The sequence below is a fragment of the Paenibacillus sp. LHD-117 genome (genome assembly GCF_030929555.1).
GTDB lineage: Bacteria > Bacillota > Bacilli > Paenibacillales > Paenibacillaceae > Pristimantibacillus.
The window spans coordinates 1-17,828 of record NZ_JAVFVT010000024.1 but is presented as its reverse complement, the minus strand read 5'-3'; the positions used below and the strand labels follow the sequence as shown (position 1 = coordinate 17,828).

The following is a 17,828-nucleotide window of genomic DNA, read 5'->3' as shown; positions in this document are numbered from 1 at the left end:
AGGTGCCGATCTCTTCCTGGTGTTCTTCCGCTAATCAAATATCCGCGAGTCGTAACGACTGCCCCCCATGCCTCCGTTGCTGAGAAGCGTCCCTTTATAGAAGGTTGGCTCTGGCTATTCGCAAGTAATCGCATGCTTGCGCATTCTTTACTGTAGGTTCAAAATCATCTTTCTCCGCATCCTGCTTATGCTTTATCCGGCCCACTGCTCTCCGCCGTCTGTCTGTTGATCGTAGGAATGGTTAACCGTCGCTTCTACAATGTCGCTATACGCCCAGTGTCCGGTCGGAACGTCCTTCCACGGGGACAGCGTCACTCCATCTAACGGACCTCTGTCAAGCACGCGATTGATGATGCTCACCGCTTCGGCGCGTGTCAGCGCGTTGTTCGGCTTAAAGGTTCCATCCGGATAACCGTTCATAATGCCGGCGCTTTGTACAGCCAGAATGGCGTCTTCTGCCCAAGTCTTGGAAATATCCGTAAAGCCTGCACCCGTATGGGCCGGTTCCTCAATCATTATAGAAACCAGCTTCGCCATTTCGGCACGGGTAATCGATTTGTCAGGTCCGAAGGTGCCATCTGCGTAGCCCTGCATCAAGCCCATTTTGGTTGCTGTAGATATAGCGTCCTTCGCCCAACTTGACGAGCTTACATCGCTGTAAGCTATATCCGCTTCATTAGCATCCCGAGTGAGCACTCTTGATAAAATCGCTGCAATCTCGGCACGGGTAATCTTCTTGTCCGGCTTGAAGGTGCCGTCCTCATACCCGTTCATATAGGCCGAATGCTGATACGTTTCCGCTAATCCAGGCACCTTCACGAGCGAGAATAAACTGAAATGGTCGACGGTAAACTGCAATCCCTTATCGCCTTTGCTGTTATAAGGAACAACAACGCCTTTCAGCAGCTGTTTCGTTCCGTCGCTGTGCTCAATGTAGATACCGACATCCTTCAGCTCCGCTTCACTTAGCGCCAAGTCCTTCAACGGCAGTACAATCGTGACTTCGCGGCCCTGAAGATTCGTTTCAATCGTCATTGGGCGGCCCAGCACGGATGTCTCCTGATCGCCCGATACAAGCGTTACGACAGCTTCTTTATTCGCGCGGTTCCCGATCTCTTGTTTCTTGCTATCTTCTTTCACCGGAACCAACTGGAAGTAAAGGTCGTCCGCAAAGCCTTGCAGCGATTCATTCGGAACAAAGACTTTAGCGTTCTCCGTCGTTATGCCGAGTCCGATCTTGGCATCCGCAAGCAGCTTATTCGCTTCCTTCGGCACCGTTACCGTCGTCTGGGATACTTCGTCCTTTGCATCCGGAATGATGATCGTCGCCGATTTGTCGCCTGCCGCGAGATTTTCCACCGCCTTCTGGACTTGCTCCGCCGTTAAGACTGCATTGTCCTTCTTCTTGCCGTCCGCTTGCGTTGTTCTCGTAATGATAACGGTGGATAAAACATTCCCGGAGTTCCCATCCATGTTTTCCATGTTAACCGTTATTTGCTCCGGCTGAGGAACAGAAGGCGACGGCGTACCGGGTGTAGGTGTTGGACCTTCAGAATTGACGCTAAACGTCGCGCCGTCAACCAGCATCGCGCCGCCCGATTTTTTCACGGCCTTGAAGGTGTGCTCGCCGCTAGACAGCCCGGAGATGCTAAACACCGTCTGACCGGTCAACCGGCTTACATGGTGAGCGTCCACCGTTTCCCGGAACGCGCCGTCCACGAAAATATCGATCTCGCCCTGCTCGGGCCCCTTAGGCGTAATGAAGGACAAGCCCGTACCCTTGAACGTATATTCGACGGAATCGCCATTCGTCTCTGTATAATGGATGTCGTCCAAATGATCGCCCTTGAAGGAGAACGTCAGCGCGCTCTGACCGTTCGGCAGCGCCGCCAGGTATTCCTTCTTGATCGTTACCTCGTCGCCGTCCAGCGTATAATCGGCGCCCTGTACCAAAACGGCTTCGCCATTCGCGATCCCGTGCAGATTGCTGCCGTCGACGGCGAGCATCGTCGTAACGTCGGAAGCGGCCGACTTATCGATGTTTACCGTATCCGAACCCAGCAGATCCGACACCTTCACCTTGAATTGATCCAGCAGCATGTAGAAACCCGACTTCTTGACGACCTTGATCGTATGGGTGCCGTCCGTCAGACCGTTAATGCTGTACACCGTCTGAAGCGCTTGCTTGGTGTCGTTGTAAGTGCTGATCGTTTGTTTGAACTCGCCGTCGATATAAATACCCATATCGCCTTGAGACGGATCCTTCTCCGTAATCAGCTCGATGCCGGTTCCTTGGAACGTAAACTCCAAATAATCGTTGTCCTTCTCGGTAAAGTGCACATCGTCCTTGTAATCGCCAAGTCCCCTGTTCCGGTTATGCTGCCAAGCGCCTTTGTACGAAATGCCCGTGTCGTCGTCGTTCACGTCGACATAGCGCCCCCGCAGCGTGTCGCTCACCGTCACCGCCAAAGTCTGAGCGGCGCCATCGCTGAAGGTTAAGGTCAGATTGGCCATTCCTGCCGGCTGCTGCGCCAGATATTCCTTCTTGATCGTCAATTGGTTGCCCGACAGCGTGTAGTCCGCGCCCTCTTGCAGATTCGCCGCACCGTTCACCACGCCCTCCAGGCTGTTGCCGTTAAACGCGATCGTCGTTGATATATTCGCCTGCGCCGAAGCATTTTTATCGAAGCTTCTTGCGGTCGGCGTAATCGTGCTGTTCTTAGGCGTAGAATCGCTAATCGTAATGGACAGAGTCTGCGATTCACCATGATCGAAGGAGAAGTTCAAGTTCGTCATGCCTACCGGCCGACCTGCCAAATATTCCTTCTTGATCGTAACCAGTTGATCCGCCACTGTGTAATCGGTTCCTAATTGCAGCGCAGTCTCGCCGTTTGCAATGCCGGTAAGCGTATTGCCCGCAAGCTCCATCGTCGTCGCGACGTCCGCTTGCGCATCCGCCTTCTTGTCGAAGCTGCCCGACGTCGGGCTGATCGCGCTGTTCGCCGCCGAAGAATCGCGAACGGCAATGGACAACGTCTGCACCCCGCCTCCTTCGAAGGTTAACAGCAGATTCGTCATACCGATCGGCCTTGCGCCCAGATACTCCTTCTTGATCGCGATCTGACCGTCCGCGACCGTATAATCCGTGCCCGCCGCCAGTTCGGCCGCGCCCAGCTTCATGCCGCTCAAGCTTCTGTCCGTCGCTTCGGTTACTTCGACGTCCGCTTGCTGCCCTGCCGCCTTGTCGAACACGGCTTCCGTCTCGCTGATCAAATCCGGCGTGATGACTCGTAGCTTGTCGAGCAGCATGAAGATGCCGGATTTCTTAACGGCCTTAAGCGTATGCGGACCGTCCTCGAGACCAGTGATCGTATAGACGGGCATCTGAGCCTGCCGCCCGAGGTTATACGTGCTGACCGTTTGCCGGAACTCCCCGTCCACGTAGAAATCGATATCGCCCTGCGAAGGATCCAATTCCGTCAAATATTCGATTCCGGTTCCCGTAAACGAATATTCCAGATAATCCTGGTCATTCTTCTCCGCAAAATGGACATCGTCCATATAATCGCCCAGTCCCCGGTTGTAACTTCGATTCCAGAAGCCTGAATATTGAATAGCCTGATCGTCGTTGTTGATGGAGATCGAGCCGCCGGCCGACGTGTCTCTCACCACCAACGCAACCTTCTGCCGCGAACCGCCATCGAAGTCAAAGGCCAGCTGGTAGGTCCCGGTCGGCAAAGCCGCCAGAGCATCCTTGTTCAAAATAATCTCCGTATCCGACGCCGTGTAGTCCGTCCCTTCCGTTAGGGCCGATCCTTCCCGCGTCGCGCCTGTCAACGTATTGCCGTTCTGCGACAGCGTCAGCGCCACGTCGGACTGCGCCGCATGATCGAAGCTGACCGCGCCGGGCGTCACTTTGCTGTCACTTGCCGTCGTGTCGCTTACCGTAACGACCAAGCTCTGCGCGGAACCGCCGCTGAAGGTAAACGTCAAGTTGATCGCGCCGACCGGTCTGGACGCGAGATACTCCTTCTTGATCGTCACCAGGCTGCCGTCGACCGTGTAGTCGTCGCCTTCTTGCAGCGTGTAGCCGCCGTTCGATATGGCGCTCAGCGTATTGCCGTTCAGCGTCAGCGTCGTCCGGACATCCACGCGCTCTTCTTCCTTCTTGTCGAAGCTGGCCGTTGTCGGGCTAATCGTGCTGTCCGCCGCCTCGGAATCGCTTACATCGATGACCAAGTTCTGCTCGTCGGCCGCCATTTCCTTGCCGCTGTTACGCGTCCATTCCCCGGTATACTTCATGCCGGTATCGTCGTCGTTCACGCGAATCGTTCCGTTCTTGGTCGTTACTTTCAGCAAACGCGACGCATGCGGGGCCAAGTCCGCGGAGCTGAAGCTCGATGCGAAGTCGCCAAGCTCCTCATGGCTCCACAGATCGCGAACCGAAGCCGAGCCGATCAAGCCGATATCGCTCCAATTCGCCGTTACCGTCGCGGCTTCGTCAGCCAGGTTGAACAAGCCAACGGTGTAGGTGCCGTCTCCGTTGTTCGCGTACCATACCTGCTGCGGCGTCGCGGTCGATACGGGGCGCCCCGGGCGTCCCGCCTGATTCACCGCGATCACCTCTTCGTTGGTGAGCAACTCCAGGCCGTAGTCGTCCAGCCGCGTCATGTCGTTGCCGGTATACAATTGCGCTGACGACAACGACCAGAACGTCATGGCCGTCTTGCGTTCGTCCGGCGTAATGCCGTCCATCGCCCCGTTGCCGACGTTCAGCGAATCGAAGTCGTTCCAGCCGCCCGGACCCGCGTGGCGCCAGAATTTCTCCGCTATCGGGAATAGCCGGGCAATGCTGTTCCAGTCCGTTAAAGCCCCCGCGCAATAACATTCGATATCCCAATCAACACGCCAGCCGTTCGAGTATTGTTTCCAGTAGTCGATATATTTGAGATCGAGCGCCCAAGACAGCTCAAACCAAATACCATGCGGTTCAAGCGCCTTTGACCAGGCTTTTACATCATCCCGCGCATCCAGCGAAAGGTCGGAGATGCCCGATCCCGGCGTGACGCTGTCGAACTTCAGGAAGTCGACGCCCCATTCGGCAAAGAGGTCGGCAATGGAATCGATATATTTTTGCGCGCACTCATTGGAAAAATCGATTTTGTAGCCAAAACCCCAAGCGTCCGATTTTTTCGTCGGATCTCCGATATCCTTCATTGAACAACCAGGGGCATTGTAGATCGGCAGATCCTCATCATACGCCTCCCGCGATAAGCCCGGAATGATGTATAGGCCGAACTTCTGCCCGTTATCATGAACGTGATCAATAACATCTTGCAGTCCTTCAGGGAAAAGCGTCGTGCTTGGAATCGGGCGGCCATAACCGTCCATTCCCCCGTTCCAGGCCGCATCCACATTTATGTATTCATAGCCGTATGGCTGCAGCTTCTCATGCATTGCATCCGATTGCGCTTTTATCTGTTCGGCGGTTATCCACGTGCCTCCGTTACCGCCATTATAAGTATCCCAAACCTGCATGCTGTAGCTGCTCCAGCCCATGTACGGCTTGGCCGCTATTTCTTTCGAAGCCGCTTCCACGGCTGCAGGCTCTCCGGGAATAAACATTCCAAGCTGCGCCGCTAATACGACAAACGCCAACACGGCGATTCGGGCCTTCCTCATCCAGCCGGCTAATCGATTCATTTCTTGCTTGCCCTTCACTTCAATCATCGTAGTCCACCTTTCGTATCTGTTTTGTCAAAACAAGGTTGCTTTTCCCCTCCTCTGTCCAACTGCTCTGCGATACGAATGTCAGGAATAGCGGTTATTCGAAAGTCGGACACCTCTTCCGAAAGTGTCCGACTCCAAGCCTATTCTGTTACCCTTTCACGGACGCATCGTAAGCTTTTTGCAAAATTTCGAGATAACGGTCAAGCTTCAAGTCTTGCAAGCCTTTCACGTAGCTGTCCCAGTCTTTCTCCAAATCCTTGCTTCCCGTTACGAATTGAAGCGCGTTCTGCTCGATGTAATTGCGAATGTTCGTTTGCAGCATGCTCATCTCGTCGCTGTCCGCCGGATCAACCCATAGCGACCAGAACGGGAACAGCTCCTTCGGTTCGTGCCCTTCGTACAATTTCGTCGCTTCGTACAGCTTGCGCTCGTAGTTGGCCGGATCATTGATGTCCGTTCCTTGCACCCAGCTGTCGCGATATTCCTTCGGCATGTAGTAGTGAGCCATGCCGGACCAGCCCGCGTTTCTAGGCTCCTCGCCTTCCACGCCAGGAATCGTCTTGACCATAGGCGTTACGCCTTCGCCGAGCGCCGTGTCGCCGGGAGCCGGATCTTCCCAATCGATGCCCTTCATGCCGGAACCGCCGTTCGTTTGCCCTTCGGCCGTGTACATGTAATCTACAAGCTTGATCAATGCGATTTGCGCTTCTTTGCTTGCCTTGTTCGTGATGGCAAACTTGCCGCCAGGCGATACGCCGCCGTTGTCATGCGTCGCGAACGAACCGTTCGTTCCTTGAAGCGGCGGCACCGGATGGTATTTCGGGAAGCGCGGGCCCGCCATGTCGATGAAGATGGCCGGGTGCATGCCCGCTCCGATACCCAAAATTTCGGCATCCGCGTTTTCGCCGATTTTCTTTAGCGCCTCGGCGTTTTGTGTGAACGCGCCTTGATCGATCAATCCTTCGTCATACAACGATTTCGCGTAGGCGAGGCCTTCCTTCCATTCCGGCTTGATCGCCGCGGATTCCACTTTGCCGTTCGTCATGTTCAAGTAGTTCCGGTCGTCGTTATAGACGAACGGGTTCATCAGGAACGGCAGGACGCGCACGCCGAATTCTTCCGTCGATCCGCTCAGCGCGACTTCGTCCGCCTTGCCGTTGCCGTTCGGATCTCCCGTTTTAAACGCTTTCAGAACATTTTTGAATTCTTCGGGCGTAGTCGGCATTTCGAGATTCAGCTTCTCCAGCCAATCCGTGTTGATCCACATTTTGTTCGGATACGAGCAGTGGAAACATTGCGTGTAAGCGACCAGTCCGTAGATGTTGCCGTCCGGAGCCGTATTCAGCGTTCTCAGATCCGAATTGGCTTCCATGGCGGCCTTGATGTTCGGAGCGTATTGATCGATGAGATCGTTTAACGGAATGATAACGCCTTGACCGCCGAATTTGAGCAAATCGGCTTGCGAGAACTGATCGATGTAATGCGTCAGCATGTACGCGTCGGGGTAATCTCCGCTTGCGAGGGAGATCTGGCGTTTCTCCTTCGCGCCGTCGGACGGGATCACTTCGAAGTTGAATTTAATATTAAACTTCTCTTCCACATGTTTCGTGAACTTGTTGGTACTCAGGTCGATGCCCTGCTCTTGAACGGCAAATACGCTGATCTCTACCGGCTTCGATGGAGCGTCCGTTGTCGTTCCGGACGAGCCGTCCGTCGGTGTGCCGTTCGTACCGTTATTTACGTTATTGCCGCCCGAGCAGGCGGACAAGGTCAAAGCCAATACGAGAAGGAGCAACATCAGGCTCCAGCTAACTTTTTTCATTTGCAATCTACTCCCCTTTGCGTATGCAGGTATGGTGGAACTTCTTGCCTCGGACTTGCGGTAGTGATGCTTGCGCGTTTTCCCGGACGCTCACATCGTCCTCACCTCCTTATCCTAAGGAACGGCGGTCCGTCAGCCTTTGACGGAACCGACAAGCATCCCTTGGACGAAATAACGTTGCACGAACGGATAAATGATGAGAACCGGCAGCGTCGCCACGACGATCAACGAATATTTGAGCAGCTCCGCCAGTTGAGCCCTTTGCACCTGGATGCTGATGTCCATGGCGCCCGCGCTGTTGTTCTGAATGATGATACTCCTCAGCACGAGCTGAAGTGGAAACAGCTTATCCGATTTCAAGTAAATCAGCGCATCGAAGTACGCGTTCCATTGCCCTACGGCATACATGAGAACCAGCACGGCCAGAATCGGCTTCGACAACGGCAGGACAACGCTTCCAAGAAACCGCCAGTCGCTGCATCCATCGATCGCGCTCGCTTCGACCAGCTCGCTAGGAATCGTGGATTGGAAGAAGGACCGCGCGATGATGACCTGCCAGACCCAAATGGCGTTCGGAATAAGCAAGGCCAGTCGGGAATCGATCATGCCGAGCTCCTTCACGACCAGGTAAGTCGGGATCAGTCCCCCGCTGAACAGCATCGTGAACATGACCAGCATCAAGATGCCCTGGCGGCCAAAAAACGTTTTTCTCGAAAGCGGATAGGCCAGCATAACGGTGAGCGTTACGCTGATCAGCGTTCCCGCTGCCATGTAGATCAAGGAGTTTCCGTAACCGGTCATGATGAGCGGCGTTTTGAAAATCGTCGTAAATCCTCTGAACGAAATGTCCACCGGCCAAAGCCATACTTTGCCGGACACGACGGCTGAAGGACTGCTGATCGAGCTGCTAACGATATAAATAAGCGGATAAAGCACCGCCACGAGCACGAGGCTCAGAATGACGTAGATCGCAAAAACGAATATGCGGTCTCCGACGGACTCCCGTATTTTGCGTTTAGGCGCTGTCGATGAAGCAGCCATAGTAAGTTCCCCCTTGCCTACCAGATACTGTTGTTCGAAATTCGTTTGGCGAAGCTGTTGACCGCGACCAGCAGGATGAGATTGATCAAGGAATTAAACAATCCGACCGCGGTGGCAAAGCTGTAGTTGGCATTCAACAAACCCATGCTGTATACATAGGTCGCGATAACCTCCGACTTGGGCAAGTTCAGCGAATTTTGCAGCAGATAGATTTTCTCGAAGCCGATCGACATGATATTGCCGACATTCAGAATGAGAATGATCGTGATGGTCGGCAGAATGCCGGGCAAATCGACGTTCCAGATCTTCTGGAAGCGAGACGCGCCGTCTACTTTCGCCGCCTCGTACAAGGTCGGATCGATGCCGGCGAGAGCCGCGAGATAGATAACCGCCGCGTATCCTGCCGTCTGCCAGATATCCGACCATACATAGATGGACCGGAACATGCCCGGTTCGCCAAGGAAATTGACCGGCTCAAAGCCGAAATACTGGAGCGCGATATTCACGAAACCAAGCCGCGGCGCCAAAAACAACATAATCATGGATACCATGACGACCGTCGAAATAAAATACGGCGCGAAGGTGACCAGCTGGATGAACCGTTTGAAGCGGCCGTTGCGTATTTCGTTCAGCATAAGCGCCAGCAGAATCGGAATCGGGAACCCGGCCAGCAGCTGGTAGAAGCTTAATAGCAGCGTGTTTTTGACCAGCGTCCAAAAAATCGGATTCTCGAAAAACATATCAAAATATTTCATGCCGACCCATGGGCTGCCCCAAATGCCCTTGATGACGTTGTAATCCTTAAAGGCCAGCACGGCGTTGACCATCGGAACGTATTTGAAAATTAGAAAAAACAGCAGCGGCGGAATGACGAGCAGATAGAGCTGCCAATGCGTGCGCAGGCTTACGGCGAATTGTCTCCCGTACCCGTTCTTGATCGGGTATATGCCCTTCATCGTTTCTCTTGATGTATGTTGCTGCAGAACGATCCCTCCTCTATTTCTGTTGCTTGCGCCAATCCTTCCCCGGAAGACGGCTTCGCGGAATTTGTTTGCGCTTCCATGACCTGATCATAGTGGAATTCCGCCGCGTTCAGGAAGGTACACTTCGGTCTTTTCCCGTACAGTTGCCCCGTTTTTGAGGGGTCAATTCCCTTGTATGACGTACATTTCCGCCTTAGCGGGCAGACAACTCCCCGAATGTACGGGCTTCGCCAAAGAAATAAAAAATCCCGCCCGCGATTGCGGTCAGGATTTTTGTTTGCCCCGTCTGACAGGACATGTCCAACTTCGGGAATATAAGATACCAAAATCGGAAATATAGCGGATTACTCTTCCATTCGGCATTCGATAGAATAGAGTTGCCAGGCTATTCCTGGACTCTATCCAATCGAAAAAGGAAGGTGGATTTCGTGTTCAAGACATGGAAAACGACCGTTTCTTTCATGCTGGCGGCCGCGCTTCTGCTGCTCTCATCGCTTCCGGCGATGCCCGTCCGGCACGCGTCGGCTTCAGGCTCGGGAGGAATTGAAAGGGTTTACACGGACAAAGCCCGCTACGCCCCCGGCGCCCCCGTGACGATTACCGTCAAGGCCAAAAACGGGACCGGCTCCAGCTGGAGCGGTAATGTCGTACTGGAAATTTTCCACTTGGAAACTTCGGTCTACACATCCTCCCAATCGGTATCGCTGACAAACGGGCAATCGACGACGCTGACGTTCTCGTGGACGGCTCCGTCGACCGACTTCAAAGGCTACTTCGTGCAGATCAATGCCGGAACGCTCGGCAAAGGCGCGACGGCGATCGACGTATCCAGCGATTTCGCCAAATATCCGAGGTACGGCTACATCAGCGAATTTGCCGCCGGCGAGACGGCGCTGGAGAGCCAAGCCAAGGTGGACGAGCTCGCCCAGGACTACCACATTAACGCCTGGCAGTTCTACGACTGGATGTGGCGCCACGACAAGATGATCAAGCGGACCGGGGGAACGATCGATTCCACTTGGCTCGACCTGTTCAACCGCGAAATCTCCTGGTCCACCATTCAGAACCAGATCGGCGCGGTACACGGTCAGAACGGCAAGGCGATGGCTTACGCCATGATCTATGCCTCCCGCGAGAACTACACCCCGCTTGGCATTAGCCCTACCTGGGGCATCTACGAGGACGCTGCGCATACGAACCAGTTCGACGTGGATTTCGGAGACGGCAGCACTTATCTGTACATGTTCGATCCCCAAAACGCCAGCTGGCAAAATTACATTCACGGTGAATACGTCGACGCGATCGATACCGCCGGCTTCGACGGCATCCACGTCGACCAGATGGGCCAGCGCAGCAACGTTTACGATTATAACGGCAACCTCATCGACCTCTCCACCCGGTTTTCCCCGTTCCTAGACCAGGCGAAGAGCGTCCTAACCGCCAATGACCCGACCCGCGACACGCTCACGTACAACATCGTGGACGGTACGGTGAACGGCTGGGCGGCGAACGACGTCAGCAAAAACGCCGATCTCGACTTCCTTTACAGCGAAATCTGGCATCTGTCCGACAGCTATAATCAGCTCAAAAACTATATTGAATCGCTTCGCACGAACGGCGGCAACAAAGCGGTCGTGCTGGCCGCCTACATGAACTACAGCGACAATGCCGGCACGCGCTACGAAGCGGAGAACGCTACGTTGACGAGCGTCGCGACGAACACAAACCATGCGGGCTACACGGGCAGCGGCTTCGTCGACCAGTTCGCCAGCGTAAGCGATAAGGTGTCGTTCTCCATCAGCGCTCCCGAGGCCGGCGATTACTCGCTCGTGTTCCGCTACGGCAACAATACTGGCGGCAATTCGACGCTGAATCTGTACGTGGACGGCAATTTCGTGCAGAAGCTGTACTTCTTCAATCAGTCCAGCTGGGGCACGTGGAAGCACGACGCCTGGTATCAAGTGCCGCTGACGCAGGGCTCTCACACCGTGGAGCTGCGGTACGAATCCGGCAACACAGGCGCCGTGAATCTGGACAGCCTCACGTTAGGCACGTTCGACGAACATTCCGTCCGACTCGCGGACGCCATGATGTCCGCTAGCGGAGCTACGCATATCGAGCTCGGCAACGACAACCAGATGCTTCCGCACGAATATTATCCGAACCGCAGCAAGACGATGCGCAGCTCGCTCAAAAACGCGATGAAGGATCATTACAACTTTATTACCGCCTACGAGAATCTGCTCTTCGACGCGGATGTCGTTCCGAACGACGGCGGCTCGCAATTCGTTAATTTGACGGGCGTCAGCGCGAGCGGCAACGGATCGGCGAACACGGTCTGGTATATCAACAAACGGTCGGCGGACTACAACATCGTGCATCTCATCAACCTGCTCGGCAACGATAACCAATGGCGAAACACGGCTTCGCAGCCAAGCTTCCAGAGCAATCTGCCCGCCAAAGTCTACATCGGCGCGAACGAAACGATCACCGATGTATTCGTCGCTTCCCCCGACCTGAACGACGGGGCGACGCAAGAGCTAACGTTCACTTCGGGCACGGATTCAGGCGGGAAGTACGTGTCCTTCACCGTTCCGGAGCTGAAGTATTGGAACATGATTTACATGAAGCGCACGTTCAGCACGCCTACGAACGATATTTACGAAGCGGAATCCGCGATCCGAACGAATGTGTCCACGAACACCAATCATGCCGGTTATACGGGCAGCGGCTTCGTCGACGGCTTTAGCGCGACGAACGACGGCGTTTCCTTCGTCGTGAAATCGGCGGCTACCGAGGATTACGCGCTCCGCTTCCGCTACGCGAACGGAGGATCGGATGCGACAAGGGACGTATTCGTCGACGGTAAATTCGCCGGTACCATTTCGCTCAAGAGCACGGGCTCCTGGAGTACTTGGGGTTACGGAGAATTAACGGCGAATTTGACGCAAGGCCATCATACCATCGTGCTGTGGCAATCGAGCGGCAATACGGGCGCGATCAATCTCGACCACCTGGATTTGGACAAAACGTACATTTGGCAGTTCGACCGCCAGATTACGACCGTACCTGCAGGCTACCGCATTACGTTCCGGGCGGGGCTGCCCGGCTGGGCGCACTGGGGTGTGAACGGCTGGACCGGCGTCACCGATACCGCCCTGCGAAGCAACGGCTCATCGGACGGCAATCTGGACTACGAAACATCCATCGGACCCTTCACGTCAGGCACTAGCGTCAACTTCACCTTCTTATGGGATGACAACAACAACGGCGTTCTGGAGACGGGCACGGACAGATGGGAAGGGACGGACTTCGTGATCACGGTGAATTGAGACCGAAGGGGCAGACGGAGTACGAAATGGCTTGAGGGCGAGTAGCTTGAGAGCGTCGTGAACGAGGTGACAAAAGGGCATGGGAGACGGCTGAGCAGCCCCTTCCCATGCCCTTCTTTTCGGTGTCCAAAGAAAATAAAGTATTGGATTAGGAAGATAAAGTTGTAGACTGAGAAAATAAAGTATTAGACTGACGTTGTTTCAGGTCTATTAAAAGACGAGGAGTACAAGTATTTTTGATGAGAGGAAGTTGTAGATGAACGTAGTTGCGCTTGTGGTTGGCGGATTTATCGGGACAATCTTACGGTATGAAATTGGGGACTTAATTCCTCCTCTATCAAATGGATTCCCACTGGGGATATTAATTATTAACCTTTTAGGTTGCTTGTTTTTAGGGTGGTTTTTTACCGTGACATTAGTGCGTTGGAGCGTCCGACCCGAAATACGACTCGGATTAGGAACAGGAGTGGCAGGGGCATTCACCACGTTCTCTACTTTCTCGGTCCAATCCGTTGACCTTATACACAAAGGATACTTCTTCCATGCCGCTCTGTATATTCTACTTAGCATAATTGGAGGAATACTGTTGACTTTTGCAGGTATCCGTTTGGCAAAAAATCCAAGGAAGGAAGGAACGGCATGATTTGGTTGATTGGACTTGGTGGCGTTGCAGGAACGCTCACTCGTTATTACCTCGGCAATTGGATAAGTTCCAAGCTGAAACCGGGATTCCCTTGGGCAACATGGGTCATTAATTTGACTGGTTCATTTATCCTTGGGATTCTGTTTTCTCTACATACTAAACATGAGATTTCAGATTTACTGTGGCTTATTCTAGGCACAGGATTTTGCGGTGGATACACGACTCTTTCAACTTTTGGCTACGAAACATTCCAACTCATAAAGAAAGGGAAAAGAGTAAAGGCTGTCGTCTATGTAATGACTTCAGTTCTGTTGGGGCTATTATGTGCATTTGTAGGAATTACGCTTTCGTAGGGTGGAGTTAAGCTAACAGGAGACGTTAGCATTCAATGAAACAGCGCCAGTCTAACACTTTAATGAAAATTTACGCTAGGGACATTTTGAGCTTCAAACGAACGGTTTGTTTTTGTAGAGAGTCAAAATGAGGATGAGGATGAATAATTGTAAACCAATTATTCACTTAGTCCATTATTTTGATTTCGCTGTTTAATAAATAACAAAAATGATGCTGGGGGAATTTAGTGATTAAGAGGTGATGAGATTGCTAATTAAAACACTTATTTTTTGAAGCTTGCTTTTCACTGATTTATCAGAAGAACAACCGCATTTTATTTCAATTGAAAGTGAACCGCCAGTTATTAATAACTGGATTAATCTCAAAAAAAACAGACAGTTTAAGAATTATACTCGAAACTGAAAACACCTCATCCATTAATTTCAGCATAATCCCAACCGGAACAAATATAGACAGAGTATATACAAATATAGGTTCATTACAGGGAAATGAAAAAAACGAATGGGAATTCGTATGGGAACACCCTAAAGAATTAAATCTCCATCATCATCTGCTAATTAAAATTTGTAATGAGAATTACAGTAAATGCGAAGTGAATACTTTGAATATTCTTAAAGATGAATAAGAAAACTGTTCCTACGAGGGAACAGTCAGGCTGTCGAGATTTTCTCGACAGCCTGGCCATGCTTATGCACGGCTTTTTTTACGGTTCGCTGATAGCGCAGCGGCTCTTTCTCTTTCAACCACTTGCGAATCGTTTGCGATCTCTTCCCATCTCCTCAGCGATTTGCTTCACGCTCATTCCGATTCTTTTGAGGATTTAATCACCGTTATGGTGTCTGAAAGCTTTTCAAATTATGATCGGCAAACAAAATCAATGGATTTGGGAGTAATGCTTTTGATTCAAATACGCTGTCCATAGCGCTGCCTTCTCTTCATTTATCTTTTGAAGGCTACTTTTTTCAGATATCTCCAAATAGTCATTCGCTCCGGTAGCCGGCGACCACGTGGGAAGACCTTTTCCGTTCGGATTGCCGGTCCGGGCAAAATTCAGCAGATATTGCGAAGCGACATTGCCGATGGCATAGTCTGTCTTCGTCCAGTATGCTGCACGCAAATCGCTGAATTTATTGAGAAAATACGGAACGTCGGAAGTGTGGAACGCACCGTAAACCGCACTTTCCGGTCCAGGCATGACATGCGTGAAATAATACAGATACGTTGCTTTATCGCCGGAGGCCGCTCTAATTTGCGCCAATAGGTTTTGCAAAGCCATCATTTGATCTTTATTAATCTCCTCAATGACTTGGGGCAGTTTTCTTTCTTCAGCAGGGTAAAGCGCAAGAAAGCGATCCGCAAAATCTCCGAAGGCTGTTTTCACTGCCTTTTGATAATCCTCCACCGTCGCAATCATCGGAGAAATCGGCGATAACAAGAACGCATCGCCCGGAACCATACCAGACATGAGCTCCACCTTATTCGAACGGCCGTTTTTAATGGCTTCGTCATAATTTTCCTTCAGCACGTAACCGTCGATAACCGGTAAGGATCTCGTCTCCAGCTTCAACAGTTCTTCCGCAGGCATCGCGCGCAGCTCCTTGAGCGTTAAATCCCCCAAAGCCTTCGCGTTGACTTTGGCCATTTCCTCGCTCGTGGACAAATCCCAATTCACGATATTAAAGCTCATGCCGACAGCTTTCGAGAACAAGCCCTTATAAAGCGGCGATGCAACAAGCGCATTTACGGAAAATGAACCGGCGGATTGCCCCATGATGGTGACGTTGGAAGGATCTCCGCCAAATTGCGCGATATTTTCCTGCACCCACTTCAACGCTTTAATTTGATCCATCAAACCGTAGTTGCCGGAGCTTCCGGTATCCGATTCGGCAGACAACTCTTCCGTTGCGAGAAAACCGAGAATGCCGACGCGATAATTGATGCTGACGTAAACCGCATCCTGGCTGGCCATGTATTCGCCGTCATACACTTCAACGGAGGACCCGCCGCTAGTGAAACCGCCTCCATGAATGTACACAATAACGGGTTTATTGCGGACCTGATCGTTCTTTGCCCATACGTTCAGATAAAGGCTGTCCTCGGAATAACCCGTGTCCTCGATAATAAATTCCTCCGACCAAGACCAGAAAGGAGCCTGGGCAGGTTGAATCGCGCTGGCGCTCCAAGCAATCGTATCGCGCACGCCGTTCCATGGTTTAACAGGCTGCGGCGCCTTCCACCGCAGTTCGCCTACCGGGGCAGCAGCGTATGGAATTCCCTTGTAGATCGCAATCGATTTATCGTTAGCGGACAGATAGCCTTGAATTTTCCCGTCGGTGAGCTCGCGTCTCGTTGCCTCGTCTCGGAGATCGGACAACTTGCTTAAAGCGACGGAAACTTCTCCGCGGGTAATGAGCGTTTTCTTCGCGGCAGCTTGGACGGATTGAACGCCCAGATCTTCGCTAAATCGTTTCAGAATGTCATTCGTCCGTGCTGCGGTCAGTTTTTCATGTCCGGTCTCTTTGCCGTCTAACAATCCAGCTTCAATTCCCCACGACATCGACCCGGCGAACCAACCCTTGCTTTGATTCCCTGTCGCGCTCGCATTTATCGATGCGGATTCTCCCGCAATCCGCCCCAGGAAAGTCATCAACTCCGCAAGGATCAGCTCACGCTCAGGCTTGAATGCGTTATGCCCCGTTCCGACTGCTACTCCTTTCAAAGAGAGTTTTTCGATTGCTTGTTGATTATTGCTGCTTACGTTAATGTCATTGAATCCCCTTGCCTGAATTTCGGGACCTGAAATGAGACAGGCCGCTAACAATAATGAGATGACGCCCCTTCTTCCCATTCTCACAAGATACCTCCTTAAGTTTTAGTGATATAGCCATTCCATCATAAATTTGCAACGCTTTCATTTATACATGATTTTTTCGTTTTATATTTAAAAAATACTTTTATTCTTTCGCGACGATGTTACTCTTAAGATAAAGAGATCAAAACGATTGTACGGGAGGCCGGGAGCAATGCGAGGAGCGGATTCGACTCCGCCGGAAGTATTCCGGCAATATCAGGTGATTTTGCATAACCGAAGAGAAGGATTGCACATGCACCTCCCTATGGAGAAAGAAGTCCAAATGCTGGCCTATATCAAAAATGGAGAACCCGAGAAGTTTAAGAAGCTGTTTAACGACCTCGCGAAAGAGGGCGATCCCATTGAAATCTATCAACAATTGCAATTTACAAGGTATCTTTTCTGCGCGAGTATCGCTTTGTTTTGCCGTTTTGCCGTTGACGGCGGCTGCACTCATGACGAAGCCTATAGTTTGAGCGATGCATATATTATGCATATGCATACATTAAACACCGTACAGCAAGTCTTTTCGCTGATTGCGGTTGTCGGAGCGGATTATGCCGAAAGAGTACAATCCGTCAAAAAGAACCACCTGCCGATCGTTAGGCAATGCATTTCCTATATTTCCGAAAACCTGTTTCATAAATTAACGATTAAATCGATTGCACGAGCTTGCGGAACATCGGAAAGTTATCTTTCCGCATTATTCCATAAGAAGATGGGCATCAATCTAAAACGATATATCACAGAGGCCAAACTCGAAGCATCCACAGAGTTATTGATCCACTCTGAATTCACGATTTCAGAAATTGCCGTGAAGCTTTCGTTCCCATCCCACAGTGCCTTTACGTCAAAATTTAAAAATAAATTCGGGATAACGCCAATCGAATACCGAAATCAATATTTTGGAACGTGGGGGTTGAGCAAATATAAATAACTTGACTATTGCAAAAGACGAATTGTCAAGCTAAGTGCGACACCTCTTCCATGAAGGCTTCGTGTGCCGACTTCCACCCGAGACATTTACGAGGGCGGTTGTTAATCAACCGAATGGCATCGGCGAGTTGGTCAT

General features: G+C 51.9%; 9 protein-coding genes and 1 pseudogene. 4 read left to right on the top strand and 6 right to left on the bottom strand.

The features are described from left to right. Positions 1–192: 192 nt before the first annotated feature. From RB620_RS18650 to RB620_RS18635, 4 genes are all read right to left on the bottom strand, one after another. On the bottom strand, positions 193–5,730 hold the full coding sequence (locus tag RB620_RS18650) for a X2-like carbohydrate binding domain-containing protein (RefSeq protein WP_308096853.1): 5,538 nt from the start codon (positions 5,728–5,730) through the stop codon (positions 193–195). Between the two features lie 148 nt (positions 5,731–5,878). Next, positions 5,879–7,552 carry an extracellular solute-binding protein gene (locus RB620_RS18645; RefSeq protein ID WP_308096851.1) on the bottom strand — a complete coding sequence of 558 codons (1,674 nt, stop codon included), beginning with the start codon at positions 7,550–7,552 and terminating at the stop codon, positions 5,879–5,881. A 132-nt stretch (positions 7,553–7,684) separates the two neighbouring features. Beyond that, positions 7,685–8,593, bottom strand: coding sequence for a carbohydrate ABC transporter permease (locus RB620_RS18640; RefSeq protein ID WP_308096849.1), 909 nt, complete (start codon positions 8,591–8,593; stop codon positions 7,685–7,687). 17 nt (positions 8,594–8,610) lie between these two features. Then, complete coding sequence (locus tag RB620_RS18635) at positions 8,611–9,549, bottom strand: ABC transporter permease (protein WP_308096847.1); 939 nt, start codon at positions 9,547–9,549, stop codon at positions 8,611–8,613. Between the two features lie 455 nt (positions 9,550–10,004). On the opposite strand from RB620_RS18635, the gene RB620_RS18630 reads away from it, so the two are divergent. The 3 genes from RB620_RS18630 to crcB (RB620_RS18620) all read left to right on the top strand — a co-directional run bounded on the left by RB620_RS18630 (position 10,005) and on the right by crcB (RB620_RS18620) (position 13,904). After that, the gene (locus RB620_RS18630; RefSeq protein ID WP_308096845.1) at positions 10,005–12,908 is read left to right on the top strand and encodes a glycoside hydrolase family 66 protein; all 2,904 of its coding nucleotides are present in this window, start codon (positions 10,005–10,007) and stop codon (positions 12,906–12,908) included. A gap of 256 nt (positions 12,909–13,164) precedes the next feature. Beyond that, a complete protein-coding gene (gene crcB, locus RB620_RS18625; RefSeq protein ID WP_308096844.1) occupies positions 13,165–13,551 on the top strand; it encodes a fluoride efflux transporter CrcB in 387 nt (128 codons plus the stop codon). Further along, on the top strand, positions 13,548–13,904 hold the full coding sequence (gene crcB, locus RB620_RS18620; protein WP_308096842.1) for a fluoride efflux transporter CrcB: 357 nt from the start codon (positions 13,548–13,550) through the stop codon (positions 13,902–13,904). The genes crcB (RB620_RS18625) and crcB (RB620_RS18620) overlap by 4 nt, the downstream gene beginning before the upstream one ends. An 875-nt stretch (positions 13,905–14,779) precedes the next feature. Here crcB (RB620_RS18620) and RB620_RS18615 read toward each other — a convergent pair. Beyond that, the gene (locus tag RB620_RS18615; RefSeq protein WP_308096994.1) at positions 14,780–16,753 is read right to left on the bottom strand and encodes a carboxylesterase/lipase family protein; all 1,974 of its coding nucleotides are present in this window, start codon (positions 16,751–16,753) and stop codon (positions 14,780–14,782) included. A 175-nt stretch (positions 16,754–16,928) separates the two neighbouring features. On the opposite strand from RB620_RS18615, the gene RB620_RS18610 reads away from it, so the two are divergent. Next, a complete protein-coding gene (locus RB620_RS18610) occupies positions 16,929–17,693 on the top strand; it encodes a helix-turn-helix transcriptional regulator (protein ID WP_308096841.1) in 765 nt (254 codons plus the stop codon). Between the two features lie 25 nt (positions 17,694–17,718). Here RB620_RS18610 and RB620_RS18605 read toward each other — a convergent pair. Next, positions 17,719–17,828: pseudogene (locus tag RB620_RS18605) on the bottom strand (IS30 family transposase); the annotation flags it as partial.

Excerpts from the sequence above, each read along its gene's own strand:
- RB620_RS18610 (WP_308096841.1), top strand. The coding sequence starts at position 16,929 with ATGCGAGGAGCGGATTCGACTCCGCCGGAAGTATTCCGGCAATATCAG.
- crcB (WP_308096842.1), top strand. The coding sequence starts at position 13,548 with ATGATTTGGTTGATTGGACTTGGTGGCGTTGCAGGAACGCTCACTCGT.
- RB620_RS18645 (WP_308096851.1), bottom strand. The coding sequence starts at position 7,552 with ATGAAAAAAGTTAGCTGGAGCCTGATGTTGCTCCTTCTCGTATTGGCT.
- RB620_RS18635 (WP_308096847.1), bottom strand. The coding sequence starts at position 9,549 with ATGAAGGGCATATACCCGATCAAGAACGGGTACGGGAGACAATTCGCC.
- crcB (WP_308096844.1), top strand. The coding sequence starts at position 13,165 with ATGAACGTAGTTGCGCTTGTGGTTGGCGGATTTATCGGGACAATCTTA.
- RB620_RS18640 (WP_308096849.1), bottom strand. The coding sequence starts at position 8,593 with ATGGCTGCTTCATCGACAGCGCCTAAACGCAAAATACGGGAGTCCGTC.
- RB620_RS18615 (WP_308096994.1), bottom strand. The coding sequence starts at position 16,753 with ATGGGAAGAAGGGGCGTCATCTCATTATTGTTAGCGGCCTGTCTCATT.
- RB620_RS18650 (WP_308096853.1), bottom strand. The coding sequence starts at position 5,730 with ATGATTGAAGTGAAGGGCAAGCAAGAAATGAATCGATTAGCCGGCTGG.